General features: G+C 66.1%; 27 protein-coding genes. 15 read left to right on the top strand and 12 right to left on the bottom strand.

Translation table 11 applies throughout. The features are described from left to right. The first annotated feature begins 14 nt into the window (after positions 1 to 14). The 10 genes from galE to G394_RS0110445 all read left to right on the top strand — a co-directional run bounded on the left by galE (position 15) and on the right by G394_RS0110445 (position 8,522). Positions 15 to 992: a UDP-glucose 4-epimerase GalE gene (gene galE / locus G394_RS0110490; RefSeq protein ID WP_028577614.1), complete on the top strand. Its 978-nt coding sequence runs from the start codon at positions 15 to 17 to the stop codon at positions 990 to 992. Between the two features lie 123 nt (positions 993 to 1,115). Then, on the top strand, positions 1,116 to 3,926 hold the full coding sequence (gene ileS, locus G394_RS0110485; RefSeq protein WP_028577613.1) for an isoleucine--tRNA ligase: 2,811 nt from the start codon (positions 1,116 to 1,118) through the stop codon (positions 3,924 to 3,926). Then, positions 3,919 to 4,458, top strand: coding sequence for a signal peptidase II (gene lspA, locus G394_RS0110480; RefSeq protein ID WP_084435533.1), 540 nt, complete (start codon positions 3,919 to 3,921; stop codon positions 4,456 to 4,458). The genes ileS and lspA overlap by 8 nt, the downstream gene beginning before the upstream one ends. Next, positions 4,439 to 5,224 (top strand): prolipoprotein diacylglyceryl transferase, encoded by a 786-nt coding sequence (gene lgt, locus G394_RS0110475; protein WP_084435531.1) that lies wholly within the window; start codon positions 4,439 to 4,441, stop codon positions 5,222 to 5,224. Before lspA ends, lgt begins: the two co-directional genes overlap by 20 nt. Beyond that, positions 5,214 to 5,417 (top strand): PLDc N-terminal domain-containing protein, encoded by a 204-nt coding sequence (locus G394_RS0110470; protein ID WP_028577610.1) that lies wholly within the window; start codon positions 5,214 to 5,216, stop codon positions 5,415 to 5,417. The genes lgt and G394_RS0110470 overlap by 11 nt, the downstream gene beginning before the upstream one ends. A gap of 62 nt (positions 5,418 to 5,479) precedes the next feature. Continuing rightward, entirely contained in the window at positions 5,480 to 6,421 is a 942-nt protein-coding gene (gene ybgF / locus G394_RS0110465) for a tol-pal system protein YbgF (RefSeq protein WP_028577609.1), read from the top strand. Between the two features lie 21 nt (positions 6,422 to 6,442). Continuing rightward, on the top strand, positions 6,443 to 6,877 hold the full coding sequence (locus G394_RS0110460; RefSeq protein ID WP_028577608.1) for an NIL domain-containing protein: 435 nt from the start codon (positions 6,443 to 6,445) through the stop codon (positions 6,875 to 6,877). A gap of 10 nt (positions 6,878 to 6,887) precedes the next feature. Beyond that, positions 6,888 to 7,421: a PilZ domain-containing protein gene (locus G394_RS0110455; RefSeq protein ID WP_028577607.1), complete on the top strand. Its 534-nt coding sequence runs from the start codon at positions 6,888 to 6,890 to the stop codon at positions 7,419 to 7,421. 11 nt (positions 7,422 to 7,432) lie between these two features. Then, on the top strand, positions 7,433 to 8,161 hold the full coding sequence (locus tag G394_RS0110450; protein ID WP_043775507.1) for a protein phosphatase CheZ: 729 nt from the start codon (positions 7,433 to 7,435) through the stop codon (positions 8,159 to 8,161). 73 nt (positions 8,162 to 8,234) lie between these two features. Further along, entirely contained in the window at positions 8,235 to 8,522 is a 288-nt protein-coding gene (locus tag G394_RS0110445; protein ID WP_028577605.1) for a hypothetical protein, read from the top strand. 5 nt (positions 8,523 to 8,527) lie between these two features. On the opposite strand, the gene G394_RS0110440 is transcribed toward G394_RS0110445, so the two are convergent. From G394_RS0110440 to ybgF (G394_RS20205), 7 genes are all read right to left on the bottom strand, one after another. Continuing rightward, a complete protein-coding gene (locus G394_RS0110440; RefSeq protein WP_028577604.1) occupies positions 8,528 to 9,151 on the bottom strand; it encodes a glycosyltransferase family 2 protein in 624 nt (207 codons plus the stop codon). A 64-nt stretch (positions 9,152 to 9,215) separates the two neighbouring features. After that, positions 9,216 to 10,151, bottom strand: a complete 936-nt coding sequence (locus tag G394_RS0110435) for a tyrosine recombinase XerC (protein ID WP_028577603.1) — start codon at positions 10,149 to 10,151, stop codon at positions 9,216 to 9,218. Beyond that, positions 10,123 to 11,061: a GGDEF domain-containing response regulator gene (locus tag G394_RS0110430; protein WP_028577602.1), complete on the bottom strand. Its 939-nt coding sequence runs from the start codon at positions 11,059 to 11,061 to the stop codon at positions 10,123 to 10,125. The genes G394_RS0110435 and G394_RS0110430 overlap by 29 nt, the downstream gene beginning before the upstream one ends. 10 nt (positions 11,062 to 11,071) lie before the next feature. Next, the gene (locus G394_RS0110425) at positions 11,072 to 11,896 is read right to left on the bottom strand and encodes an HDOD domain-containing protein (RefSeq protein WP_084435554.1); all 825 of its coding nucleotides are present in this window, start codon (positions 11,894 to 11,896) and stop codon (positions 11,072 to 11,074) included. After that, on the bottom strand, positions 11,896 to 12,246 hold the full coding sequence (locus tag G394_RS18795; RefSeq protein WP_043775506.1) for a hypothetical protein: 351 nt from the start codon (positions 12,244 to 12,246) through the stop codon (positions 11,896 to 11,898). Before G394_RS18795 ends, G394_RS0110425 begins: the two co-directional genes overlap by 1 nt. 21 nt (positions 12,247 to 12,267) lie before the next feature. Beyond that, on the bottom strand, positions 12,268 to 13,395 hold the full coding sequence (gene dprA / locus G394_RS0110415) for a DNA-processing protein DprA (protein WP_028577600.1): 1,128 nt from the start codon (positions 13,393 to 13,395) through the stop codon (positions 12,268 to 12,270). Continuing rightward, positions 13,388 to 14,257 (bottom strand): tol-pal system protein YbgF, encoded by an 870-nt coding sequence (gene ybgF, locus G394_RS20205; RefSeq protein WP_051307108.1) that lies wholly within the window; start codon positions 14,255 to 14,257, stop codon positions 13,388 to 13,390. Before ybgF (G394_RS20205) ends, dprA begins: the two co-directional genes overlap by 8 nt. Positions 14,258 to 14,424: 167 nt before the next feature. Here ybgF (G394_RS20205) and G394_RS0110405 point away from each other — a divergent pair, with 167 nt between their 5' ends. Then, entirely contained in the window at positions 14,425 to 15,390 is a 966-nt protein-coding gene (locus G394_RS0110405; protein ID WP_028577599.1) for a hypothetical protein, read from the top strand. A 60-nt stretch (positions 15,391 to 15,450) separates the two neighbouring features. On the opposite strand, the gene G394_RS0110400 is transcribed toward G394_RS0110405, so the two are convergent. The 4 genes from G394_RS0110400 to G394_RS0110385 form a co-directional block, all read right to left on the bottom strand. After that, positions 15,451 to 16,122 carry a gamma-glutamyl-gamma-aminobutyrate hydrolase family protein gene (locus G394_RS0110400; protein WP_028577598.1) on the bottom strand — a complete coding sequence of 224 codons (672 nt, stop codon included), beginning with the start codon at positions 16,120 to 16,122 and terminating at the stop codon, positions 15,451 to 15,453. Next, positions 16,095 to 17,087, bottom strand: coding sequence for an amidoligase family protein (locus tag G394_RS0110395; protein ID WP_084435529.1), 993 nt, complete (start codon positions 17,085 to 17,087; stop codon positions 16,095 to 16,097). The genes G394_RS0110400 and G394_RS0110395 overlap by 28 nt, the downstream gene beginning before the upstream one ends. A 181-nt stretch (positions 17,088 to 17,268) precedes the next feature. Continuing rightward, entirely contained in the window at positions 17,269 to 17,706 is a 438-nt protein-coding gene (locus G394_RS0110390) for a ribonuclease D (RefSeq protein WP_028577596.1), read from the bottom strand. A gap of 150 nt (positions 17,707 to 17,856) precedes the next feature. Next, positions 17,857 to 19,005 (bottom strand): hypothetical protein, encoded by a 1,149-nt coding sequence (locus tag G394_RS0110385; RefSeq protein ID WP_028577595.1) that lies wholly within the window; start codon positions 19,003 to 19,005, stop codon positions 17,857 to 17,859. A 199-nt stretch (positions 19,006 to 19,204) separates the two neighbouring features. Here G394_RS0110385 and G394_RS0110380 point away from each other — a divergent pair, with 199 nt between their 5' ends. The 4 genes from G394_RS0110380 to G394_RS0110365 are packed head-to-tail and all read left to right on the top strand — an operon-like array spanning position 19,205 to position 22,709. Continuing rightward, positions 19,205 to 20,329 (top strand): ABC transporter permease, encoded by a 1,125-nt coding sequence (locus G394_RS0110380; protein ID WP_028577594.1) that lies wholly within the window; start codon positions 19,205 to 19,207, stop codon positions 20,327 to 20,329. After that, positions 20,326 to 21,081, top strand: a complete 756-nt coding sequence (locus G394_RS0110375) for an ABC transporter ATP-binding protein (RefSeq protein WP_043775501.1) — start codon at positions 20,326 to 20,328, stop codon at positions 21,079 to 21,081. Before G394_RS0110380 ends, G394_RS0110375 begins: the two co-directional genes overlap by 4 nt. Further along, positions 21,081 to 22,091 carry an MlaD family protein gene (locus tag G394_RS0110370; protein WP_028577592.1) on the top strand — a complete coding sequence of 337 codons (1,011 nt, stop codon included), beginning with the start codon at positions 21,081 to 21,083 and terminating at the stop codon, positions 22,089 to 22,091. Before G394_RS0110375 ends, G394_RS0110370 begins: the two co-directional genes overlap by 1 nt. A gap of 6 nt (positions 22,092 to 22,097) precedes the next feature. Beyond that, positions 22,098 to 22,709, top strand: coding sequence for an ABC-type transport auxiliary lipoprotein family protein (locus tag G394_RS0110365; RefSeq protein ID WP_028577591.1), 612 nt, complete (start codon positions 22,098 to 22,100; stop codon positions 22,707 to 22,709). Position 22,710: 1 nt separating this feature from the next. Here the strand turns inward: G394_RS0110365 and G394_RS0110360 are convergent, their stop codons facing one another. After that, on the bottom strand, positions 22,711 to 23,610 hold the full coding sequence (locus G394_RS0110360; protein ID WP_028577590.1) for an LOG family protein: 900 nt from the start codon (positions 23,608 to 23,610) through the stop codon (positions 22,711 to 22,713). Positions 23,611 to 23,614 lie beyond the last annotated feature (4 nt).

Raw genomic sequence — 23,614 nt, 5'->3', positions numbered from 1 at the left:
GCGAGGAAAAATCCATGGCGAAGATACTGGTCACCGGCGGAGCCGGGTACATCGGGTCCCACACCACCCTGGCCCTGCTGGAGGCCGGCTGCGAGGTCGTGGTCTACGACAACCTCTCTACGGGCCGGGCCGAGGCCGTGCTGCCACCGGCGCGCCTCGTGGTCGGCGACCTGGCCGACACGGACCGCCTGGACGCCCTCATGGCCGAGGAGGGCTTCTCGGCCGTCCTGCACTTCGCGGGCTCCATCGTCGTGCCCGAGTCCGTGGAGAACCCGCTCAAATACTACATGAACAACACCAACAATACCACGGAGCTCATCCGACTGGCCGTCAAGAACGCCATCCCCCGCTTCGTCTTTTCCTCCACCGCCGCGGTCTACGGCATGCCCGACACCCCGGCCGTGACCGAGGACAGCCCGACGAAGCCCATCAACCCCTACGGCCGCACCAAACTCATGAGCGAGTGGGTCATCCAGGACACGGCCGCCGCGCACCCCGGCTTCACCTACGTCATCCTGCGCTACTTCAACGTGGCCGGGGCCGACCCGGCGGGCCGCATCGGCCAGTGCACGCCCAACGCCACGCACCTGATCAAGGTGGCATCACAGGCCGCCCTGGGCCGGCGCGAGGCCCTGCACATCTTCGGCACGGACTACGACACGCCCGACGGCACGTGCATCCGCGACTACATCCACGTGGCCGACCTCGCCGCAGCCCACGTCCTGGCCCTGCGGCACCTGGAGGCGGGCAACCCCTCTGGCGTCTTCAACTGCGGCTATGGCCACGGCTACTCCGTGCGCGAGATAACGGCCGCCGTGAAGCGGGTCAGCGGCGTCGACTTCCCCGTGGCGGAAAGCGGACGGCGCGCCGGCGACCCCCCGGCCCTCATCTCCGACCCGTCGCGCATCCGGGCTACCATGGCCTGGGTGCCGCGGCACGACGACATCGACGCCATCGCCCTCTCGGCCTACGCTTGGGAAAAAAAGCTGTAAGACGCTGCAAACTTGACTTCGGGTGCGGGATATTCCACTGTTCTCCCCTTCATTACTTGACGAACCCGTGCCGAAGTCCCGTGGCCGGACGGCACAGAGCATAAACTTCAGGAGCGCCGCCCCATGAGCGATTACAAGAAAACCCTCAATCTCCCCGCCACCACCTTCCCCATGAAGGCCAGCCTGACCCAGAACGAGCCCAAGGTCCTTGAAGGCTGGTACGCAAGCGACGCCTACGGGGCCATGGTTTCCGCCAACGACGGCAAGGAGCCCTACGTCCTGCACGACGGGCCGCCCTACGCCAACGGCCACATCCACATCGGCCACGCCATGAACAAGATCCTGAAGGACGTCATCGTCAAGCACCGCAACATGACGGGCCGCAAGGCGCAGTACGTCCCCGGCTGGGACTGCCACGGCCTGCCCATCGAGCTCAAGGTCGAGCAGGAGCTGGGCGGCAAGGACAAGTACTCGATCCTGGAAATCCGCCAGAAGTGCCGCGAATACGCCCTCAAGTACCTCGACATCCAGCGCGAGGAGTTCAAGCGCCTCGGGGTGCTGGGCACCTGGGACAAGCCCTACCTGACCATGACGCCCCAGTACGAGGCCGCCACGGCCCGGGAACTGGCCAATTTCTACAAAAAGGGCTCGGTGCAGCGCAACAAGAAGCCCATCTACTGGTGCGGCTCCTGCGAGACGGCCCTGGCCGAGGCCGAGGTCGAGTACGACGACCACACCTCCCCGTCCATCTACGTACGCTTCCCCCTGGAATCCGGCAAACTGGCTGAAGTCTTCCCCCAGGCCGCCCCGGGCAAAAGCTACATCGTCATCTGGACCACCACGCCCTGGACCATCCCGGACAACCTGGCCGTGGCCGTGCACCCCGATTTCGAGTACGACCTCATCGAGGCCGACGGGAACTTCTACGTCCTGGCCAGGGAACTGGCCGAGGTCTGCGCCGGGAAATTCGGCTGGTCCGAGTGGAAATCCCTGGCCACGGTCACCGGCGCGGCCCTCGAAGGCCTCGTCGCCCGCCATCCTTTTTACGACCGCCCGTCCCCCGTGGTCACGGCCGACTACGTGACCCTCGACGCCGGCACCGGCTGCGTGCACACCGCCCCAGGCCACGGCCGCGAGGACTACGAGACGGGCCTGCGCTATGGCCTCGACATCCTCTCGCCCCTGGACGACCAGGCGCGCTTCCTGCCGTCCGTGGAGTTCTTCGGCGGCAAGAACGTCTTCGAGGCCAACCCCCTGGTCATGGCCAAGCTGACCGAGGTCGGCAATCTGCTGGCCAGCGAGAAGATCCGGCACTCCTACCCGCACTGCTGGCGCTGCAAGAAGCCCGTCATCTTCAGGGCCACGACCCAGTGGTTCATCGCCATGGAGGCCAACGACCTGCGCGCCAAGACCCTGGACGCCATCGACAACGACGTGCGCTGGGTCCCGTCCTGGGGCAAGGAGCGCATCCACAGCATGATCAAGTTCCGCCCCGACTGGTGCATCTCGCGACAGCGCATGTGGGGCGTGCCCATCATCGCCCTCCTGTGCAAGGACTGCGGCGACGCCTGGTTCGACGGCGACTGGGCCCACGGCATCGTCGACCGCTTCGAGAGCCACCCCCGTGGGGCGGATTACTGGTTCGAGGCGCCCCTCGGGGACGTCGTGCCCCAGGGCCTGACCTGCCCCCAGTGCGGCGGCACGCACTGGGAGAAAGAGGACGACATCCTCGACGTGTGGTTCGACTCCGGCACGAGCTTCGCCGCCGTGGTCGAGGGCCGCGAGGAATGCTCCTTCCCGGCCGACCTGTACCTGGAGGGCACGGACCAGCACCGCGGCTGGTTCCACTCGTCGCTTCTGGCTTCCATGGGCACCCGCGGCGTGCCCCCCTACCGGGCCGTGCTGACCCACGGCTTCGTCCTCGACGGCCAGGGCCGCAAGATGTCCAAGTCCATCGGCAACGTCGTGGCCCCGCAGGAGGTCATCGCCAAGCATGGCGCCGAGGTGCTGCGCCTGTGGGTGGCCTCCGAGAACTACCAGGAGGACCTGCGCATCTCCGACGAGATCATCGGCCGCCTGGTGGATGCCTACCGCAAGATCCGCAACACCTGCCGCTTCATCATCGGCAACCTGAGCGACTTCAACCCGGCCACGGACGCCGTGCCCACGGCCGACATGCTGTCCCTGGACCGCTACGCCCTGAACATGGTCCGCTCCCGGCACCAGGCCGTGCAGGCCGCCTACGAGGGCTTCGAGTTCCACAAGGTCTACCACAACCTGCACAACCTCTGCACCACGGACTTAAGCTCCTACTACCTCGACATCATCAAGGACCGCGCCTACGTCACCGGCGCCACGAGCCTGGAGCGCCGCTCGGCCCAGACGGCCCTGTACCACATCCTGCTCATGATCGTGAACGACATGGCGCCGATCCTCAGTTTCACGGCCGAGGAGATCTTCCAGCACCTGCCCGAGGCCATGCGCCCGGCGGGCGGCACGGTCTTCGCCATGCGCGTTCCTGAAATCGAAGGGCAACTCCTGAGCGACGAGGAGGAGGCCGTCTGGAACCTCGTCTTCGCCGTGCGCGGCGACGTGACCAAGGCCATCGAGCCCCTGCGCCAGTCCAAGGCCCTGGGCCATTCCCTCGACGCCAGTGTGACCCTGCACGCCACGGGCGAGGCCTTCGAGAGCCTCACGTCCGTGGCCTCGGACCTGCGCGACGTCTTCATCGTCAGCCAAGCCGCGGTCACCGACGCCCCGGCCCCGGCCGACGCTGTCCAGGGCGAGGTGGCCGGCGTATCCGTGGTCGTGGACAGGGCCAAGGGAGAGAAGTGCGCACGCTGCTGGATCCACGACGAGAACCTGGGCACGGACCCGGCCCATCCCCAGATCTGCCCGCGCTGCACCAAGGTGCTGCAGGACTACCATGCCTAAGCCCAAGCACGTCCCCTGCCCGCCGCCGGACATGAGGCGACGCTACCGCCTCATCGCGGCGCTGGCCGGCATCGTCATCGCCCTGGACCAGCTGACCAAGCTCTGGATCCAGCAGGCCATCCCGGTCTGGGAGAAGGGCTTCACGGTCATTCCGGGGTTCTTCGATATCGTGCACGTCCTGAACCGGGGCGCGGCCTTCGGCTTTCTGAACCGGCATGACATCGACTGGCAGCGCCCGTTCTTCGTCGTCGTCTCCATCCTGGCGGTGGGTCTCATCGCGGTGCTGGCCAGGAGCAAGGACGACGACGGCCCGTTCTACGTGTACGGTCTCGGCCTGATCCTCGGAGGGGCCCTGGGCAACCTCGTGGACCGCGTACGGCTCGGGGTGGTCATCGACTTCCTGGACTTCTACGTGGGCCAGTGGCACTGGCCGGCCTTCAATGTAGCCGACATGGGCATCTGCATCGGCGCCGGCGCCCTTCTCGTGTCCTTCTACCAGCAGAGGCGACGCTGTGTTTCCGACAATCCTTGAGTTCCCGCCCTTCGTGCTGTTCGGCATCCAGTTCGGCCCCTTCGCCCTGCACACCTACGGCCTGTTCGTGGCCGCCGGGTTTCTGCTGGGCATCGGCTGGTCCATGCGCGAAGCCAGACAGCGCGGCCTGAACCCCGAGACGGTCTCGGACCTGGGTTTCTACATCATCCTGGGCGCCATTCTGGGCGCGCGCCTGCTGTACGTCCTCATCAACCCGACGTATTTCTGGCACAACCCCCAGGAAATCCTCATGTTCTGGAAAGGCGGCCTGGTCTTTTCCGGCGGGGCCATCATGGCCGCCATTCTGGCCCTGGCTTTCCTCAGGATCAGAAAGCAGGACCCCTGGGTCTGGATGGACCTCCTGGCCCCGGGCATCGGACTGGGCGAGGCCATCGGGCGCATCGGCTGCTTGGCTGCGGGCTGCTGCTACGGCGCGTCCTGCGACCTGCCCTGGGCCATCACCTTCCATCACCCCGATTCGCTGGCGCCCCTGAACGTGCCCCTGCACCCCACGCAGCTCTACCACAGCCTGGCCGGGCTGGTCTGCTTCGCCGCAATCCTGGCAGCCAAGCCCTTCGTCAAGGCGCCGGGACAGCTCATGGGCCTCTTCCTGGTCCTGTTCGGGGCCTTCCGCTACGTGATCGAACTCTTCCGCTCCGACTACCGCGGCGATTTCGGCCCCATCAGCGTGACCCAGTTCATCGCGCTGTGCGCCGTTCTCCTCGGCATCTACCTCATTTTCATAAGGAATCGCCATGTTCGCTGACATACCCGTCTGGGCCCTGCCGGTGCTGCTGGTGCCCATCATCCCCAACCTGTGGTCCATCATGCACCTGTACAAAAACGAATTCCCGACGCAGCAGGAACGAGCCGCCTGGATTGTGGCCCAAGTCATCTTGCCGGTCCTGGGCGGTGTGGGCTATATCCTTTTCGGCAGAAAACGCGCCCTGAAAAAATAACCCCCTGCTCCCGGGACACGGGAGGTCAGGGAAGAGCAAAACAGCACTTCAGAGAGGTTTCCATGACTTCTTTCCGCGCATCCAGCAAAATCCTCGTGGCCGGAGCCCTGGCCGTCATGCTCGGCACCCTTCCGGCCTGCGTCACGTCCAAGAAGGACTTCGACCGCCTGAGCAGCCAAGTCTATTACCAGCAACAGGAGCAGGCCAAGCTGCAGGAACGCATCACCAAGATCGAGTCCGACCTGGCCCGCTCCCAGCCGGTCCAGGCCAACAGCTGGGCCGAGCTGAACTCCATGCGCAGCCAGCTGGCGGCTCTGAGCGGCCAGATGGAGGACTACCGCCGCACCCAGGAAATGCAGGGTGGCCTGACCATCGACTCCCTGAACGCCAAGGTCCAGGAGCTGGAGCGCCGGAACATGTTCATGGCCTCGCAGCTCGGCGTCGTCTTCGACGAGATGCCCAGGACCGAAGCCGCCCCCGCCGCACCGGGCATAGCGCCGCAGATGCCTGCCGGTCAGGCTCCCGCGGCCCAGCCCCCCGTCGCCCCGATGGCTCCCGGCAAGCCGGCCGTCGTCCAGCCCCAGGCGCCTCAGCCGGCCCAGGCGGCGGGAGCTGAGACTCCCTCCGACGTGCCTGGACAGGAGCTGTACCAGAAGGCCCTGGAAGCATTCTACGCCATGAAGTACAAGCAGGCCCAGACGACCTGGGCCGAGTTCGTCAAGGGCTTCCCCAAGGACCCCCTCGTGCCCAACGCCATCTTCTGGCAGGGCGAATGCTTCTTCCAGCTGCAGGACTACGCCAACGCCGTCCTGACCTACCAAAAGGTCATCGAGGAACACAGCAAATCCAACAAGTACCGGCCGGCGCTGCTCAAGCAGGGCATCTCCTTCTACAAGCTGAAGAAGGACCAGGCCGGCAAGCTGGTCCTCGAGGACCTGATCAAGAAATACCCCGATTCCGCCGAGGCCAAACGGGCCCAGGCGTACCTGAAGGAAGGCAAGTAGCCGCCAACGGCAGGACAGCACATGACCACCCACGAATACAGCCGCATCGTCAGCCTGCGCTTCCCCCCGGAATCGTCGGGCCAGCCCATGATGTACAACCTGGCCAAGCTCTTTGACCTGACCTTCAACATCCTGCAGGCCAATATCAACCCTCGCCGCGAGGGACACATGATCCTGGAGCTCTCGGGCACCACGGAGCACTACCGTCAGGGCGTGACTTACCTGCAGGAGCAGGGCATCAAGGTCACCCCCGTGGCCCACGAGATCTCGCGCAGCGAGGAATTGTGCATGCACTGCGGCCTGTGCACGGCGCTGTGCCCGTCCAAGGCGCTGCACCTCAATCTCGAAACCAGGAAGGTCGATTTCGACCAGGAGAAGTGCACGGCCTGCAACATGTGCGTCACCGTCTGCCCCGTGCACGCCATGGTCATGGAAGTCGACACCAACGTCTGGTGACGGAGGGAACATGAGCGTCGCGGAGCGCACCTTTGCACGCATCGACACGGCCCTGAAAGGGTATCTGCGGGTCCTGCCCGAGGGCAGCCTCAAGCCCCTCTTCAACGTTTCGCCGGCCGCATCCGGGCCTCAGCTTTCTGAGGCCGCCCAGGACGCCCTGCCCGACGGGCTCGTCCAGTACCTGCGGAGCATGAACGAGAAGCTGAGCGCCATCCTCGCGCTCCTGACCCAGCAGTCCCTGCAGGAGGATTTCCCCGCAACCATCCTCATCCACGACATCAGCGGCGCCGGACTGCGCTTCAGCGCGGACCGCGACTTCCGGCTGGGCCAGACCGTGGAGGTAGTCGTCGCCCTGGGCAGCCAGCCACAGACTCTGGCAGGCACCACCGGGGTGCTCATCCGCGAGGAAGAACACCGGGGGCACAAGGTCTGGGCCCTGGAGTTCAGGGAGATGCGCGAAGCCGAGCGCGAGAAGATCGTGCAGTTCGTGGTCGACCGGCAGCGCGAACAACTGCGGGAGAGGCACCTCTCCCCCTCATCCTGACCGGAGGCTCGATGCACAAGGAACAGCTGAGCCAGGAACTGCTGAACAGGATCACGGCCCGGGCCGAAAGCACCATCCGCGACGTCATCTCCGCGGCGCTTTCCGAAGAGATCAACCGCGCCCTGACCATGGCTCTGACCGAGGGCGAATTCTACCGCGCCATCAGCAAGGACCTGCAGGACGGCCTGAAGTCCATCTACAAGGAAATCAACGCCGCCGCGATAAACGGAACGGCGCTGCCCGTGGAGACGCCGGCGCCTGTGGCCGACGAGATGTTTTCCGAAGCCTCGACCCAGCTCGGCGCCATCCTGCAGACCACGGAAAAGGCTACCGAGAGCATCATGACCCTGGTCGAGAAGCACCTGGACCAAACCGAAAGGTCCACGACGCTTCTGGATTCCCTGGCGGCCCGGGACGCCTCGCCCGAGATCGCTGAACTGCGCGCAGGCCAACAGGCCCTGGGCGAGGACCTGATGGAGATCATGACCACCCTGAGCTTCCAGGACCTGACGGGCCAGCGCATCAAGCGCATCGTCGCCGCCCTGCAGCAGATCGAGAAGGTGGTCTTCGAGCTCTACATGGCCACGGGCCTGTCCATGAAGGCCATGGAGGAGAACCCGGAGCGCAGCGTCGAGGAAATCCGCCAGACATCCAAGGCTCGGGCCACGGGCCTCAAAGGCCCCCAGACCGGGGCGTCCCAGACCGACGTGGACGACCTCCTGAGCCAGCTCGGCCTGTAGCCGCCACATTTGAAACACCAGCGAGCCGGCCGCGGACATGCCCCGCGGCCGGCTCTTTTCACGGAGAAGCACCATGCCCCAGATGAGCGACATCACCCTCTTCAACCTGACCAGGACCATGAGCGTCCTGGACCAGCTCTACCAGCAGGACCCGGACACCTACGAGGACTTCGTGCGCGAAATCTGCGCCGAGTTCACCCTGGCCCGGGAATACATGATGGCCATCCAGGAGATGGCGAGCCAGGACGCGGGCCGCGACTCCATGGCCCAGGCCGACCTGACCCTGCGCCACCTGCTGGCCCTGTGGGTCCTGTCCAATGACCTGGACGTGCCACTGGCCGGGGCCGACCAGATGCAGTAGGCGTGTCAAGCGGGCTCAAAAGGCGCCGTCATCCCGTTGAAGCCCGATCTGGCTCTCTCCCGGTACAACGAGTCATCATCCCGGTTGTTTCCCTTGAGGTGCTTTTCGTAATCAGCCTCCATCATCAGGCAATTCGGGCTGAAGACAAGCTTGCCGGCGTTCAGGGCCAAAACGGACAGTTCCGTATCGCCGAAATGACTTTTATACCCAGGGTAAAACAGGCAATTGTGGTATAGCCCGCGAACCCAGACGCGACGCGCAATTCCGAACACGGCGATATTGCCGAAAAATCGACCGTCGTTCAAAGCGATGAGATTGCCTCCGGACTTGTCCAAGACATCAAGTGCGCAGCGGAGCCATCCTTCGCCGGGAAAGACGTCCTGTGCTAGGTAGCCGAAATACTGCGAGGCACTTCTTGCGAAAACCATGTTTGCAACCCGGATGAAACCAAGCCGCACATCGTCCTCAACAAGTACGAGAAGGCCGTCACTCATGGCCCTCCGCTTGAGGACCAGTTCCGCTTTACTGGTCAGTTCTCGATCAATGTAAGGAAGAACGAGTACGACCTTGTCGTGCTCCAGCCCTGTGACCGCGGAAAGATCGGATGAACGGATAAAGACGCTTTCCATTTTTCCTCAGAGAGATAATGGGTGTGGCATGGCGTGACGGATGATGGTTTGGCTGTGCATACGCTCACTCTTCGGACTCGCCCGTCTTCCCCGCCAGGGGATGGGCCGAGTCGTAGACGCGCATGATCTGCGCCAGGTCCAGGTGGGTATAGCGCTGGGTGGTCGAGATGCGCGAGTGCCCCAGCAACTCCTGCACGCTTCTGAGATCCGCTCCGGCCTGGAGCATGTGCGTGGCGAAGCTGTGGCGCAGGGTATGGGGGCTGATGGAGGACGGGACTCCGCTTAACGCCGCCATGGCCTTGACGATGCGGCCGGCCTGCTTGCGCGTCAGCCTGCCCCCTCGCTTTCCCAAAAATATGGCTTGTTCCCGCGGCGCGGGGCCGAAGGCCCCCCTCTGCTCGATATAGCGCCGCAGGCGCTCCACGGCCGGGTTCGTCAGGGGCACGACCCGTTCCTTCCTGCCCTTGCCCAGCACCCGCAGCAGCCGCTGATCCAGATCGACATCCCCGAAATCGAGCCCCAGGGCCTCGCTGACGCGCAGCCCCGAACCGTACAGGACCTCCAGCAGCGCCAGGTCGCGCAGGCCTTCGGGGTCAGGCGTGACGTCGGACTCTACCAGGTGGACGGCCTGATCGACGTTCAGGACCTTGGGGTGGAGTTTGGGCAGCTTCGGGTTGGACAGGGACGCGCACGGGTCGTCGGCCACGAGCTTGCGCTGGCGCAGGAAGCGGTAGAAGGCGCGCAGGGCCGAGAGCTTGCGGCAGACGCTCGACTTGGCCAGGCTCCTGCGGTGCAGGTCGGCGAGGAAGGCCGTGACGTCGTTCTTGGTCACCGCCGCCGGGTCGTGCAGGCCCTTGTCCCGCCGCTGCAGAAAGACGTGCACGCCCTCCAGGTCCGTGCCGTAGGCCGCCACGGTGGCCGGCGAGTAGCCGCGCTGGGCGTCGAGGTAGAGCAGGAAGAGGGCGACTGGGTCAGGAGCCGGACCGTTTGTCCATGACATAGCAGCTCCCCGGATTTTTCTTGGCTTCCTTCTTCAGGTTCATGGCGATCTGGGACGCCTCGCCGAAATGCTTGAGACGGCCGCCACGGTTGAAGACCACGGCGATGGAGATGGCCATGATGGGGAAGACCTGCTCGTGGCCCCGCCGGTCCAGGGAATGGATGGCCCCGCGGGCGCGGTCCTCCTGGTCGTAGAAATGGGGCACGATGGAGTCGAAGTTGTCGATGACCTGACGGCAGGCGCTCTCGGCCTTGTCGGGCGGCACGATGAAGACGAAGTCGTCGCCGCCCACGTGCCCGACGAAGGTGTTCGCGCCCATGAAGCCCCGGATGGAATTGACGATGACCCGGGCCGTCATCAGCAGCACCTCGTCCCCGCGCGAGAAGCCGTACTTGTCGTTGAAGGACTTGAAGTGGTCCAGGTCGATGTAGGCCAGGGCGAAGTCCTCCTGCCGATCGATGAGGTCCTGGATCTTGTGGATGATGGACGTGTTGCCCGGCAGCTTGGTCAGGGGGCTGGCGTCCAGCTCTCGGGTGGAGCGGTGGTAGGCCAGGACGAGGCGGGCCTTGGCCGTGGCCGCAGAAAGGGGCTTGATCAGGAAATCGTCGATCTCGAGGGTGCTGAAATCCAGGGTTTCGGCCACATCCTCGCCCGCCAGACAGAGGACCACGGGCAGCTGGCGGTAGACGTTCTCGCCCTTGATGAGCCGGACCAGATCGGCCCCGGCCAGGTCGGGCAACTGCTCGTCCACGACCAGCAGGTCCGGCGGTTCCGAAAAAAGGAACTCCAGGGCCGACGTTCCCCGGCCGAAGCAGGTCCACTTGACCTCCTCCTCGGGCCACAGGGCCCGCAGGCTCCCTTCGAGTTTGGGGTCGGCCGTGACCAGGAAGAAATGCTTGCCGTCCTTCATGCCCGCCGTCCTAGATCAGGTCCATGAAATCGCGCTCCAGATCGTCCATGATCCGGTACAGGATCTCGGGGGTGATCTCCAGGGCCTCCAGCACCCCCTCGTCCAGGACGCTGACCTGATCGTCGCCACCGCTGCCCACGCCGTGGAGCCGGGCCAGGAAGTCGGCCACGTGCACGACCTGCGCCACCTTCGGGTAGAGGGAGGCCGACATGGGGCGGTGATGGTAGGACAGTCCTTCCTTCAGGTTGGGCGGCAGGTTCCAGTAGGTGCAGAGCCAGAGGTTGATGCGGTCGTGGGCGAAGCCCAGGACCTCGGCCTCGGCCTTGCGGTAGGACAGGTCCTTCTCGCGGACCAGGGCGTCGATGGCCGCGCGGCTGTCCGGCAGCTGCACGGCGGCCACGACCTTGCCGATATCGTGCAGCAGGCCGGCCACGGCATACTCCTCCGGGTCCTTGCAGCCGATGGCCCGGGCGATGGCGGAACTGGCCAGGGCACAGCCCAGGCTGTGCTCCCACAGGCCCTTCATGTTCTCGTTCATGACGTCGAACACGGAGGTGGAGATGATGATGCCCTTGATGACGTTGAACCCCAGGAGCACCAGGGCGTGCTGGATAGAGCCGATGCGTCCGGGGAAGCCGTAGATGGGCGAGTTGACCATCTTCAGGACCTTGGCCGACAGGACCTGGTCCCTGGAGATGGCCTTGCTGATCTGGTCCGTGGAGGTGTTGGGATCCTGCACCAGGACGGCGACCTCCTCCAGAACACCGGGCAGGGTGGGCAGGTCCTTGACGGCCAGGATCTCGCCCTTTTGCTTCGTACGCAGATCTTCGTCCATCATTCACCCCCCGTCTTCGCCGCCTGGGCCGCGGCCAGGGCGCACTTGCGCGCATAGTAGTCCGAAATGAGCCCTTTCACGCGCTGCATGTATTTGTCTTCCTTGAAGTTGCGGAAGAGGTAATCCAGCCGCTCCTGCTTCTTCGCCAGGGCCTCGGCTCCGCAGCCGTCGCCCATGCCCAGGGCGTCGCCCTGCACGGCCACCTCCTCCACCCCCATGTTGCCCAGTTTCGAGATGAGGGAATCCGTCAGCTTCGTTCCGGCCGCCACGAGGACCATGCCGTTGTCGCGGGCCACGGGCTTGGCCAGGACCATGTCCGGCCTCGCCAGTTGCAAGGGTATCTTTTGCATGCGTTTCTCCGATGCCTTCAGTCAGGTTGCGAGGGCATAGTACATCCCCGGCAGCTGCTTCACAAGGCCTTGCAATTCCATGAAGAGGAGCGTGGCGCTGACCTTGTCCGCAGTCCAGCCCGTGCCGCGGGTCAGGGTGTCGATGTGCTGCGGGTCGCCGTTGCGGAGCAGGCGGTGCACCACTCTGTGTTCGGGATCGTCCGGTTCGGGCCGTCCGATCTCCGGCGCGGCATGTTCAGCAGATAAGGTGTCGGGGGCGTCAGGCAAGGAGAGACCGCGCAGGCGCGGCTGCAGTTCCCGCAGGATGTCCTCGCCGTTCTGCACCAGGCAGGCGCCCTGCCGGATGAGTTGGTGGCTCCCCCGGTAGGTCTTGAGATTGGCCGGACCGGGCAGGGCGAAGACGTCGCGGTTCTGGGCCAGGGCCAGTTCGGCCGTGATGAGGCTGCCGCTGCCCAGGGCCGCCTCGACCACGAGGACGCCCAGGGAGAGGCCGCTGACGATGCGGTTGCGGTGGGGAAAATTCATGCCGTCGGGCCGCGTGCCCGGCGCGAATTCGCTGACGATAAGGCCCTCGGCGGCGACGCGGTCCCAGAGGTCGCGGTTGGACGCCGGGTAGACCAGATCCGGGCCCGTGCCCAGCACGGCGACGGTCCCGCCCACGCCGCCGAGGGCCCCGACGTGGGCGGCCCGGTCGATGCCGTGGGCGAAGCCCGAAACCACGCAGATCCCGGCGCGGCTCAGGGAAGCGGCCATGGTCTCGGCCATGCCCAGACCGTAGCGCGACGCCTCGCGGGAGCCGACCACGGCCACGCATGGCCGCGCCAGCAGGCTCAGGTCGCCGAGATGGTACAGGAAAAGCGGAGGGTCCGGTATCTCGCGCAGGAGATCGGGCCAGGCAGGGTCGTTGTAGAAGATGACGGACAGGCCGAGTTCCCGGGCCCTGCGCTCCTCGGCCAGGGCCTTCTCTCGCCAGCCACCGCGCCCGAACTCCTCCTGCATGCGGGCCGGAGTCAGCCCGCGCCCGGCCCAGGACGCCCACTGCTCGGCAGCAGTCGCGGCGCCGCCGAAGGCGTCCAGCAGGCGCTTCCAGGTCCGCGGCCCCAGGCCGCGGGTGTGACGCAGTGCCAGACTGGCGGAGAACTCATCCATGAACCGCCACCATGGTGCCGCTCTCGCCGCTGCCCTGCAGCCTGCCCCGAGCCTGCCGCCCCAGCCGGGATGCGCCGGAATCGGGATAGCGCGCATCGAGCTGGTCCAGATACGCCCTGGCCGCGTCGTGGCGACCCTGGCGCATGGCCGCGTAGGCCATCTTCAGCAGCGCATCGGGACTCTTGGCGTGGCGGGGGTGCTCCCGCAGCACGCGAGCGAAGGCCTCCGTGGCCAGGTCGTAACGGCCCTGGTCGTACCACGTCTCGCCCGTCCAGTAGAGGGCGTTGGGCGCCAGGGCATGGCCGGGGAAAGCCTTCAGGAAGGCGGCGAAACGCTGCCGTGCCTCCTCGTGCCGGCCCGCTTCGTAGGCCTTGAGAGCCTGGGCGTACACGCTTTCGGGACCGGCCTTGACGGCCGCCTTCGGTGGCGTGCCCCCTTCGGCTCGGGACGTCGGCGTTACAGGGGACTGCGCCGGTTCCGGGCCGCGCGGGGTTTCAGGACCTGCCGCAGGCACGGCTTCAGGGGCCGGCAGGGAGGCCGTTTGCCGTCGCTCGTCGGGGATCGGCCTTGCGGCCGCTTTCGTTTCGTCGGGCAGGATGGTGTGGAGCAGGACGACTCCGGTGCGCGTCATGCGCAGCACACGCGCGACGGGTCGGCGCAGGACGACCGGTTTGGGGGCGGTGACTGCGTCCAGGGCGGCGGACATCCGCGCCGGTACGGCCCGCATCACGGCGAAAAGCCCGGCAAGGGCCTTTTCCGCAGCAGCCCGGCCGGGTTGGCCCGGATGCACGTACATGCCGGCGGCGAACGTAAGCAGGACGCCGACAAGCACTCCGGCCCCGAAGGCCAGCACTGATTTCATGGCTTCGCCACCATATCCCCCGTGGTTACGACCGAGGCATAGGAGAGAACGGACCGATTTTCAAGGGAGCGCGCGCCTTGCCTCTTACGCCCTTTTGGTGCAGATAGCCCGCATTCGATACCCTTGACCATACTCTTCGACATACAGACATCACGCGCGAGGTACCCATGGCGCTTTCCGTACCCCAGTGGGCGTTCGCCCTTCTCCCCCTTCTGCTCCTGCTGGCGGCCCTGTTCTGGGGGGCGCCGGCCATCTCCCTGGTCAGCGAACTGATCGGACTGATTTCCGGCAAACCCTTCCCGGCCCGCGTGGCCCGGCAGGTTTCACGGCTCGGCGTGCGCGGCCACGCCCTTTTCTGGGTCGCGATCCTGGCCGGGTGGGCCCTGCTCATGGTGCGCCCATTCTGGCAGTCCGAATTCGCCCTCGCCAACCAGATGCTCCTGGCCGTGACCCTGGCCCTGCCCTTTTTCGGGACCCTGGCCCTGGTGGCCTACGACCTGGGTTGGAAGACGGCCAAGGAACGCCGGACCGTGCATGTCCTGCTCGGCTGCGTCGGCAATGTGGCCGTCAAATGCGGATACTGGGGCCTCGTCCTGCTGACCCTGCTCTATTTCCGGGGCCTGCCCCTGGACGACCCGGCCTTTCTTCCCCCATGGGGCTCGTCCGTGTGGCCCCTGGCGGCCCTGTGGCTGCCCATGGCCCTGTGCCTGACCGCCGCCGGAGGACTCGTCTACCTGCTGCTGCGCCGCAACGCCGACGACTGGGGCCGCGACTACTACCGTTTCGCCCCGCCCTTCCTGTGCAAATGGCACATCGCCCTGGGGCTGGTCACTCTGATGATCGCGGTCTGGATGTACCTGAGCCTGAAGGGCGTCTTCAACCTGCACCTGCCCCAGATCTTCTACGCCGGAGCGGCTTCGGCGGCCTGCCTGGTCCTGGCCATGGCCCTGTCCCTCCTGGTCTGCGTCAGCGAGAATCCCATGCGCCTCAAGGGCAGCATGATCGTCATCGCGCTGGCCACCATGCTGCACGCGGGCCTGCTGGCTGTCGCCATCATCGAGACCCTGAACCGCTACGTCCCCGGCTGGGACGTGCCGACCTTCATGCCCAGGGTCCTGCACCTGGTCATGTAGCCGAAAATAAAGCGGGCCCGCGCCGCACCGACAGCGAAGGCATGATTCCCGGTCAGGGAGTCATGCCTTTTTTGCGCTGCGCACCAGCCAGCGGAAGAGCGCGAACTGCGACGGGAGGTAGAGCATGTACTCCGGGTGCCACTGCACGCCGATGGCCGGACGCTCCCCGACGCACTCCACCGCCTGCACGATCTCGTCGCGGTCCCACCCCACCACGGTCAGTCCCGTGCCGGGCCTGTGCACGGCCTGGTGATGCAGGCTGTTGACCCTGAGTTTGTCTGTGCCGCAGACGCCTGCCACCAGGGAGTCGGGGTCGAGGCGCACCCGCTTGGTCGGCAGGAGGCCCGGCCGGTTGGAGGTACGCTTGCGCAGGTGACGGATGTCCTGGTGCAGCGTGCCGCCCAGGACCACGTTGATGAGCTGCGCCCCGCGGCAGATACCCAAAAGCGGCACCCCGTGCGACAGGGCCCAGCGGATGCACTCGATCTCCAGCAGGTCGCGCTTGGGGTCGGCCTTGACCTTGCCCGACAGGTCGCCGCCGAAGTGCTCGGGGCTGATGTCGTTGCCGCCGCCGATGACGAGAGCGTCCATGCTGCGCACGCTAGCCCTGTGGCGCACGCTGATGCGTACGGGCGCGGCCCCGGCCAGCCGCAGGGCCAGCCGGGTGCACCACCAGGCCGGCGACCAGAGCCGGCCGTTGCCGGTCACGCCAACGCGCGGTCTGCCAGCCATCGGTCAACGAACTCGACCCAGTCGCCGCGGCTCACGCCCAGGATGGGCCTTTCGGCGGCCAGGAAGGCATCGGACAGCGCACGGAGGTCATCCCCGCTGCCAGCCAGGCGCTCCACGACGCACCAGATGTTCCAGGCATCGGACAGAGACCACTCGGGGCGGTCGATGAGACAATCGGGCAGGCGGTAATGGAGGGCCGGACGGGCCCGGACCTTCATGTCGCTGACGCTCCGGCGCACGCGCTTTTCATCAATGTGCGCCAGCAGGGGCAGCATGTCCAGGGCGCGGTTGCGGCTGGGGTTGTGTTCGAGATAATCGGCGAAAATCCTGTCCATGGTCGGCTCCGGCTCCGTGCACAGCAGCCGGATGTACGCTTCGGGGTAGAGGTCGACGAAGGGGCTGACCCGCCGTGCGATGTCCACGTCGTGGGCCTCGACCAGCCACCACTGCAGCAGGGAGAAGGCTTTCAGGTAGGCATACAGCGTCGGGGCGTCCAGCTGCGGCATCTCGACGTTGATGTGCAGCCCGTAGGCCGCCAGGAGGGACTCCTCGGTGCCGACGGCGCCGGCCTCACGCAATGCGTGCAGCAGAGGCTCCAGCATGGCCATGTCCGCGAGCGGAACCGGAGGGCAGACCACCTCGACGGGCACGAAAAGGGCCGCGGCATGGCTGAGGAGTTCGAGCCATTCGCCGCCCCAGTCCGCTTCGTCGCCGGTCCGGGCGGCCTTGACCTTCAGGAAGGACCAGTCCAGTTCGACCTGGAACACGCCGAGGCCTTCGGACTGAAAACGCACTTCCGCCGCCGTCCTCGACGTGACGCGCCCGCCCATGGACTTCTCCAGGGCGGCGACGGCGTCATCCAGGAAAATGCCGGAAAACTCCAGCTCAAACCCCACGCGCCGGGAACTGCCGTCGCTCGTACCGAGCTGCGGCGGCATGCGGAAAAAACCTGCAGACTGCTTCATGAACGTCTCTCGCCATCAATCCCGCCCGATGCCAGAAACCCGCCGCGCGCAGGCCGGGACGTTGTCCTGACGCGTCGAACACGTGAATATCCCATCCCACGAATCGGCCTGGTTATCCAGCCCCTTGGCGGTGCGGGTCAGGGAATGCTGAGGATGGGTTGCGGCAGACGCGACGGCGGAGTCAGTCCCTGTCGGCCGTGCCGAGCTGGTGGCCGTGGTTGCGCCAGAGGTTCCACAAGGTGCCCTTGGACCACTGCCCGTCCCCTGACAGCGTCGGGATTTGCTCCGCCTGGAAGATCTCGCAGATGCGCGCGAAAGACAGATCCTGGCGGCGCAGGTCGCGGATGCGTTCGAGGGCGGCGCGCTTGGCGCCGGACAAGGGGCGGGGGGTGGATGCGGGGGGAGCGTCTTCGGGTCCGGAGGCCGTGACGGAAAGGGAGGAGACCAGGGTCGTCAGAGTTGCGAGCTGCTCGGCCTGCCTGTGCAACATGGCCTTCATTTCGGCCAGTTCGGCCCGCAGATGGTCGATGGAGTCCCGGTCCCGCTGGGCAAGCCGGGAAAGTGCCTCGTCGCGAATGCCGCGGGCCCGCTGGCGCGCCTCGTCGCCGGGCCGGGTCACGCCCGCCTCCCCTTCGGCGCAGGGCCCGAGCGAGGACGTACGGTGCACGCCGGCCCGAGGGAAACCGGATCCCGATTTGACTCGAAACGCGCGCTGTCAGCCATGGAGCTCCGGGCCGCCCGAGGCGGGGTTGTCAGGACGGACCGCAGGTCAGGGGTGCGTCGTCCCGGGCGTCCCGGCCCGGGCGACCTGGATCAGGGTCTGCCGGCCGAGGCGCTGTTTGAGGAATTCCTTGAGCACGATCTTGACCATCTCCTCCCGGCTCATGTCCCGCAGGTACTCGCCCGAGGCCAGCAACTGCTTGAAGGGCCCCGCCAGGGACGAGGACGACCCGCCGGTGGCGATGGCGTCGAGGTAGGGGGCGACCTGGGCGCGCAGGCTCTCGGGGCTATCCCCCTGCAGTTCCCTGTACATGGCGGCCAGTTCCCCGGCCTGCGGCAGACGGGGGGATTCGAGAACGGCCTTGAAATCCGCGGCGAAGCGCTTGATGCCATTGACGATGTGCATTTGCTTGACCATGTTGACCTTGGCCCAACCCGCGTTCAGCCATTTGAAGGATCCGGCGCGCACGACGCCGGCTTCGGTGTCGGAGACGAGCACGAGGACCGAGTAGGCCTTGTACATGTAGGAATCGACCCAACCCAGGCCCGTCTTGGTCAGCCCGGTCTCGGCCGAGTAGAGGTAGTTCCAGTCGGAGTCGGGCCCCACCACGAAGCCCTTGCGGCCGATGTCCGAGGGCTCGTTCTGGCAGGCCACGGAGACGATGATCGGCCCCTTCGGGCCGGGAAAGACGCTCAGGGCCCGGTCCTGCTTGTAGGCGTAGTAGCCGCCCGTGTTGGCGTCGGGCGTGATGATCTCGCGCTCGCGACCGCGCAACATGAAAGAGCCGCCCTGCTCTACGGCCCGCGACAGGCCCCTCAGGGCGTCACGGGTGGCCGGGTCGAGCCACTCCTGCTCCCGCACCGAGGACGGCATGGTCACGTAGACCGGGATGTCAGGATTGTAGGCGTAGTCCACGACCCGCGCCAGACTCCCGCGCAGGGTGAAGGCGTGAAAGGCGCCCGAGGCCTTGTCGCGGTCCCGCATGGCCATGCTCGTGTCCTGCGGGGTGGAAGCCACAAACGACACGATGCCGTTCAGCTTGTCGGCGGCGAGGTCGGCCGATCCCTGGGGCACGGTCAGGAGATATTCGAGTTCGGGGTACAGGGACTCCGGGACGGACGGCAGGGACTCGGCACGGACAGGGGCCGCGAACCCGAGAACCAGGGCGGCCAGAAGGCAGAGAAGGCGAAGGGTCATGAAAAACTTCCGGTTACATGGTGGGGGGACCGCGGCAGGATGGACGATACCGCGACCTGTTCAGCCCCCTTTCTCACACCCCGTTCGCAGTTTCAAGATCGGGAATCCCGTCACAAGGCGCCGGACGGCGTCCCCGCAGTGTAGACGACCTGTCCGCCCTCGGCTATGAGTTCCGAATATCGAACAATTCGACCGCACCATGAAGAACACAGCCGACCTCGACATTTCCATCGGGTCCGACGCCCTGTCCCTGACGTTGCGGGGCGCGCTGAACCTGCAGTCCGTCCCGACAATCCTGGACCGGCTCGCGAACGCCCCCCGTCCCCTGCCGCAGCGCATACGCGTCGATCTGGGCGGGGTGACGCGCATGGACGACTGCGGCGCCCTGGTCATCATGGAGCTCAGGCGCCTGGCCGATGCGTCAGGCGGGAAGCTCGAAATGGAGCGCACCCCGGACCACGTCCGTGAACTCCTGAATTTCCTGCGCCTGGACTCCCCGCCCGAGCCCGGCCCCGTCCGCCGCGTCAGGCCGGACCTGCTGACACGCTTCGGCGAAAAGACCATGTATGTCGTCGACCAGACCGCCAGCCACGTCGCCTTCGTCGGCGAGACGACCACGGCCCTGGCCTCCCTCCTGATCCACCCCGGACGGCTGCGCCTCGGTGACACGATCTCCTACATGCAGCGCGTCGGGGTGGACGCCCTGCCCATCGTCGGCCTGATCAGCTTTCTGCTGGGGCTGATCATGGCCTTCATGTCCGCGGTGCAGCTGCAGCAGTTCGGGGCCAACATCTACGTAGCGTCCCTGGTGGCCCTGGCCATGGTCCGGGAGCTGGGCCCCATCATGACGGCCATCATCGTGGCCGGGCGTTCGGGCTCGGCCTTTGCCGCCGAAATCGGGACCATGAAGGTATCCGAGGAAGTCGACGCCCTGATCACCATGGGCTTCAAGCCGGCCATGTTCCTCGTGGCCCCCAAGGTCATCGCCTCGGTCCTGGTCGTGCCGCTGCTGACGGTTTTTTCCAACCTCTTCGCCATCGCCGGCGGCCTCGTCATCGGCGTGGGGACCCTGAACCTGACCCTGAACGCCTACATGACCCAGACCATGAGCACCCTGTCCATCTTCGACATCAACTGGGGGCTGTTCAAAAGCGTCATCTTCGCAGTGCTCATCTCCACGGTGGGCTGCTTCAAGGGCTACCGCGTGCGTGGCGGGGCGGCCAGCGTCGGCCAGGCCACGACCTCGGCCGTGGTCACAAGCATCTTCCTGGTCGTCCTGACGGACTCCATTCTGGCCGTCATCCTGAGGTACTGGCGGCCATGAGCGCGCCCGTCATCACCGTACGAGGTCTGACCATGGGCTTCGGGGACCATGTCGTCATGCGCGACCTGAATTTCGACATCCACGCCGGCGAAGTCTTCGTCATCCTCGGCGGCAGCGGCTGCGGCAAGTCGACCCTGCTCAAGCACATGGTCGGACTGTACAGGCCCATGGCCGGAGGCATCAGCATCGCCGGCATGAACATGAACCCAGACGACGCATCCTACAGACGCATTCTGGCCCGCATCGGCGTCATGTACCAGGGAGGGGCGCTCTTTTCCTCCATGACCCTGGGCGAGAACGTGGCCCTGCCCATCACCGAGTACTCGGGCCTTCGGGGACGGGCCGTGGACGACCTGGTCCGCCTCAAGCTGCGCCAGGTCGGGCTGGAGGGCTTCGAGCATCATCTGCCCGAGGAACTCTCGGGCGGCATGAGGAAGCGGGCCGCCATCGCCCGCGCCCTGGCCCTGAACCCAGAGATCCTCTTCCTGGACGAGCCCTCGGCCGGCCTGGACCCCATCAGTTCGGCCGGACTCGACGCGCTCATTCTGCGCCTCAACCGGACCCTGGGCACGACCTTCGTGGTCGTGACCCACGAGCTGTCCTCCATCCTGACCATCGCCTCGCGGGTGGTCATGCTCGACGCGGCGTCGAAATCCATCATCGCTGAAGGCGACCCGCACGAACTCAAGGAAAAAAGCGCGCACCCCTTCGTGCGCCAATTCTTCAACCGCCAGCCCGGGATGGAGGGATAATGGCTTCCGCTCGCGTCAATTTTTCCGTAGGCCTGTTCATGACCGCCGGGCTCGGCCTGGCCACCCTGGCCATCATCTGGCTGGGCATGACCTCCTTCCTGCGCAAGGGCGAACTCTACGTGACCTACTTCGACGAGTCCGTGCAGGGGCTGAACGTCGACTCGCCGGTCAAGTACCGCGGCGTGCCCGTGGGCCGCGTCCAGGCCATCCGCATCGCGCCGGACTACCACCTCATCGAGGTCGTCATCCAGGTGGACGACGATCACGCGGGTGACGAGAAGCGCTTCGCGGGCAGCGTCGCGGCCATCTCCAACGTCGGCATCACCGGCGCCATGTTCGTGGAGATCGACAAGCGCACGCCCCTGGACGGCCCGACGCCGGCCCTCGACTTCACTCCGGAACACCCGGTCATCGCCTCCAAGCCCTCGGACATCCGCAAGCTGTTCCGGGAGATCAACGACATCGCCGCCCAGATCAAGGCCATCGACTTCAGGGGGATCTCCGACCAGGCCAAAAACGCCTTCAGCTCCCTGGACAACGCCGTGGCCCAGGCCCGCATCGGCGACATTTCCGCGGACATCCGCACGCTCCTGGCCAGTATCAACGCCGCCGCCAGCCCGCAGCGCCTGCAGTCCATGGCCAGGAACGTGGACGGCAGCATCGAGGCCTCGCGCAGGCTCATGGACAAGGCCGCCGAGGAGCTGACGCGCATGGACGCCGTGCTGGCGCAGTTCCAGGCCATGCTCGACGCCAACCGGCCGCACGTCGACACGACCATGGGCGCCCTGGCCGGTGCGGCCCTCAAAACCGACGCCTTCATGACCCAGAGCCAGGCGACCATGCTGCAGATGCAGGCCACCATCCGCGACCTCGAAGACAGACTGTCCGCCACAGCCGAGAACCTGGAACAGACCTCGGGTAACCTGAACTCCCTCATCACGAGCGTGAAGGACCAGCCCGCTCAGCTCCTGTTCGGAGAACCCAAAGCCCCCCGGGCAACCGAGGAGTAGAATACCATGCACATCCGCCTGATCGCCCTCGCCATCCTCGTCCTGGCCCTGACGGGCTGCGGCGCGGCCCGCACCGCAGCGCCCGACACCCGCTACTACACCCTGGAGTACGACCCCCCGGCGGTGTCCGGGGAACGGACGCAGGCCGTCGTCAGCGTGAGCCGCTTCGGCGTGGCCCCGGAGTACAACACGGCCAAGATCATCTACCGCGACCTGTCCTTCGGCCGGCAGGAATACCATTACCACCAGTGGCGCAGTGCGCCCCAGATCCTGGCCGCCGACTACCTGCGCCGCGACCTGCAGGCCAGCGGCCTGTTCCTGGCCGTGACCGGGCCGGGTTCGGCCCTGCCGGCAACCCACCGCATCGAGGGCATGGTCGAAGAATGGCTGGAGGTGGACGGCCAGGACCGCTGGCTGGCCACGGCCGAACTGACCGTCACCCTGCTGGACCTGCGGGCCGCCTCCGCGCCCGACATGGTCCTGTTCCAGCGCACCTACCGCGGGTCCGAGCCCAGCGCCAAAAAAAATCCCGGCTCGGTGGTCGAAGCCATGAGCCGGGTCATGCGCACGCTCTCGGGACGGATCATCTCCGACGTGCGCGGGGCGGTGGGGAACTGAGCTAGTACTTGCCGTCCGTGGTCGGCCCGTTGCTGGCCGAGATGATCTCCCAGGCCTCCTCGGCCGTGCTGACGTAGCGGAAGATCTTCAGATCCTCCTCGTTGATGGTGCCCTCCTCCACCAGCGCCTCGAAATTGATGACCTTCTGCCAGAATCGCCGGCCGAAGAGCAGGACCGGGATGGGCTTGACCTTGCGCGTCTGGATGAGGGTCAGGGTCTCGAAGAGCTCGTCCATGGTCCCGAAGCCGCCAGGGAAGGCCACCATGGCCTTGGCCCGCATCAAGAGGTGCATCTTGCGGATGGCGAAGTAGTGGAACTGGAAGCTCAGCTCCGGGGTGATGTAGGGGTTGGGCTCCTGCTCGAAGGGCAGGACGATGTTCATGCCGATGCTGATGGCGTCCACGTCGTGGGCGCCCTGGTTGGCCGCACCCATGATGCCGCCGCCCCCGCCGGTCACGACCACGTGCCCGTGCCTGTCCATGCTCTCGGCGATGAGCCGTCCGAGCTTGCGGGCCTCGGAGTAGTACCGGCTGTTGGTCATGGCCGTGCGGGCCCGGACGAGTTCCTGCTGCAGCACGAGGTCGTCGGGGTTCTTCTTCAGCCCGTCCATGACCTTCTCCAGCCGGATGCTGGCCTGCTCGGGGTCGAGAATGCGGGCGCTGCCGAAGACGACGATGGTCGACTCGATCTGGTGCTCCTGCAGGGTCAGTTCGGGCTTGAGCAGTTCCAGCTGCAGGCGCACGGGCCGCAGTTCCTGACGCAGCAGAAACTCCTGATCCTGGAAGGCCAGACGGTAGGAGTCGGAGGTGCACTGGGGCGTGCCCTTGTGCCGCTGGGCGGCCTGGGCGTCCTCGTTGGCCGAGGGGAAAACGCCGAAACGGCGGGTTCGCTTGTTGACCATGAAT

Origin of the sequence: Desulfomicrobium escambiense DSM 10707 (assembly GCF_000428825.1) — a bacterium.
In the GTDB taxonomy this organism is placed as follows: Bacteria; Desulfobacterota; Desulfovibrionia; order Desulfovibrionales; family Desulfomicrobiaceae; genus Desulfomicrobium; species Desulfomicrobium escambiense.
Note: the sequence above shows the minus strand (reverse complement) of the source record. Positions and strands in the feature narration are given on the sequence as shown.

Coding starts and splice junctions, on each gene's coding strand:
- ybgF (WP_028577609.1), top strand. CDS start 5,480: ATGACTTCTTTCCGCGCATCCAGCAAAATCCTCGTGGCCGGAGCCCTG.
- G394_RS0110435 (WP_028577603.1), bottom strand. CDS start 10,151: ATGTCATGGACAAACGGTCCGGCTCCTGACCCAGTCGCCCTCTTCCTG.
- G394_RS0110360 (WP_028577590.1), bottom strand. CDS start 23,610: ATGGTCAACAAGCGAACCCGCCGTTTCGGCGTTTTCCCCTCGGCCAAC.
- G394_RS0110470 (WP_028577610.1), top strand. CDS start 5,214: ATGTTCGCTGACATACCCGTCTGGGCCCTGCCGGTGCTGCTGGTGCCC.
- G394_RS0110440 (WP_028577604.1), bottom strand. CDS start 9,151: ATGGAAAGCGTCTTTATCCGTTCATCCGATCTTTCCGCGGTCACAGGG.
- dprA (WP_028577600.1), bottom strand. CDS start 13,395: ATGGATGAGTTCTCCGCCAGTCTGGCACTGCGTCACACCCGCGGCCTG.
- G394_RS0110455 (WP_028577607.1), top strand. CDS start 6,888: ATGAGCGTCGCGGAGCGCACCTTTGCACGCATCGACACGGCCCTGAAA.
- G394_RS0110450 (WP_043775507.1), top strand. CDS start 7,433: ATGCACAAGGAACAGCTGAGCCAGGAACTGCTGAACAGGATCACGGCC.
- G394_RS0110385 (WP_028577595.1), bottom strand. CDS start 19,005: ATGACCCTTCGCCTTCTCTGCCTTCTGGCCGCCCTGGTTCTCGGGTTC.
- lspA (WP_084435533.1), top strand. CDS start 3,919: ATGCCTAAGCCCAAGCACGTCCCCTGCCCGCCGCCGGACATGAGGCGA.
- G394_RS0110445 (WP_028577605.1), top strand. CDS start 8,235: ATGCCCCAGATGAGCGACATCACCCTCTTCAACCTGACCAGGACCATG.
- G394_RS0110375 (WP_043775501.1), top strand. CDS start 20,326: ATGAGCGCGCCCGTCATCACCGTACGAGGTCTGACCATGGGCTTCGGG.
- G394_RS0110400 (WP_028577598.1), bottom strand. CDS start 16,122: ATGGCTGGCAGACCGCGCGTTGGCGTGACCGGCAACGGCCGGCTCTGG.
- G394_RS0110430 (WP_028577602.1), bottom strand. CDS start 11,061: ATGAAGGACGGCAAGCATTTCTTCCTGGTCACGGCCGACCCCAAACTC.
- G394_RS0110365 (WP_028577591.1), top strand. CDS start 22,098: ATGCACATCCGCCTGATCGCCCTCGCCATCCTCGTCCTGGCCCTGACG.
- ileS (WP_028577613.1), top strand. CDS start 1,116: ATGAGCGATTACAAGAAAACCCTCAATCTCCCCGCCACCACCTTCCCC.
- G394_RS0110425 (WP_084435554.1), bottom strand. CDS start 11,896: ATGGACGAAGATCTGCGTACGAAGCAAAAGGGCGAGATCCTGGCCGTC.
- G394_RS0110380 (WP_028577594.1), top strand. CDS start 19,205: ATGAAGAACACAGCCGACCTCGACATTTCCATCGGGTCCGACGCCCTG.
- G394_RS0110405 (WP_028577599.1), top strand. CDS start 14,425: ATGGCGCTTTCCGTACCCCAGTGGGCGTTCGCCCTTCTCCCCCTTCTG.
- galE (WP_028577614.1), top strand. CDS start 15: ATGGCGAAGATACTGGTCACCGGCGGAGCCGGGTACATCGGGTCCCAC.
- ybgF (WP_051307108.1), bottom strand. CDS start 14,257: ATGAAATCAGTGCTGGCCTTCGGGGCCGGAGTGCTTGTCGGCGTCCTG.
- G394_RS0110370 (WP_028577592.1), top strand. CDS start 21,081: ATGGCTTCCGCTCGCGTCAATTTTTCCGTAGGCCTGTTCATGACCGCC.
- G394_RS0110395 (WP_084435529.1), bottom strand. CDS start 17,087: ATGAAGCAGTCTGCAGGTTTTTTCCGCATGCCGCCGCAGCTCGGTACG.
- G394_RS0110460 (WP_028577608.1), top strand. CDS start 6,443: ATGACCACCCACGAATACAGCCGCATCGTCAGCCTGCGCTTCCCCCCG.
- G394_RS18795 (WP_043775506.1), bottom strand. CDS start 12,246: ATGCAAAAGATACCCTTGCAACTGGCGAGGCCGGACATGGTCCTGGCC.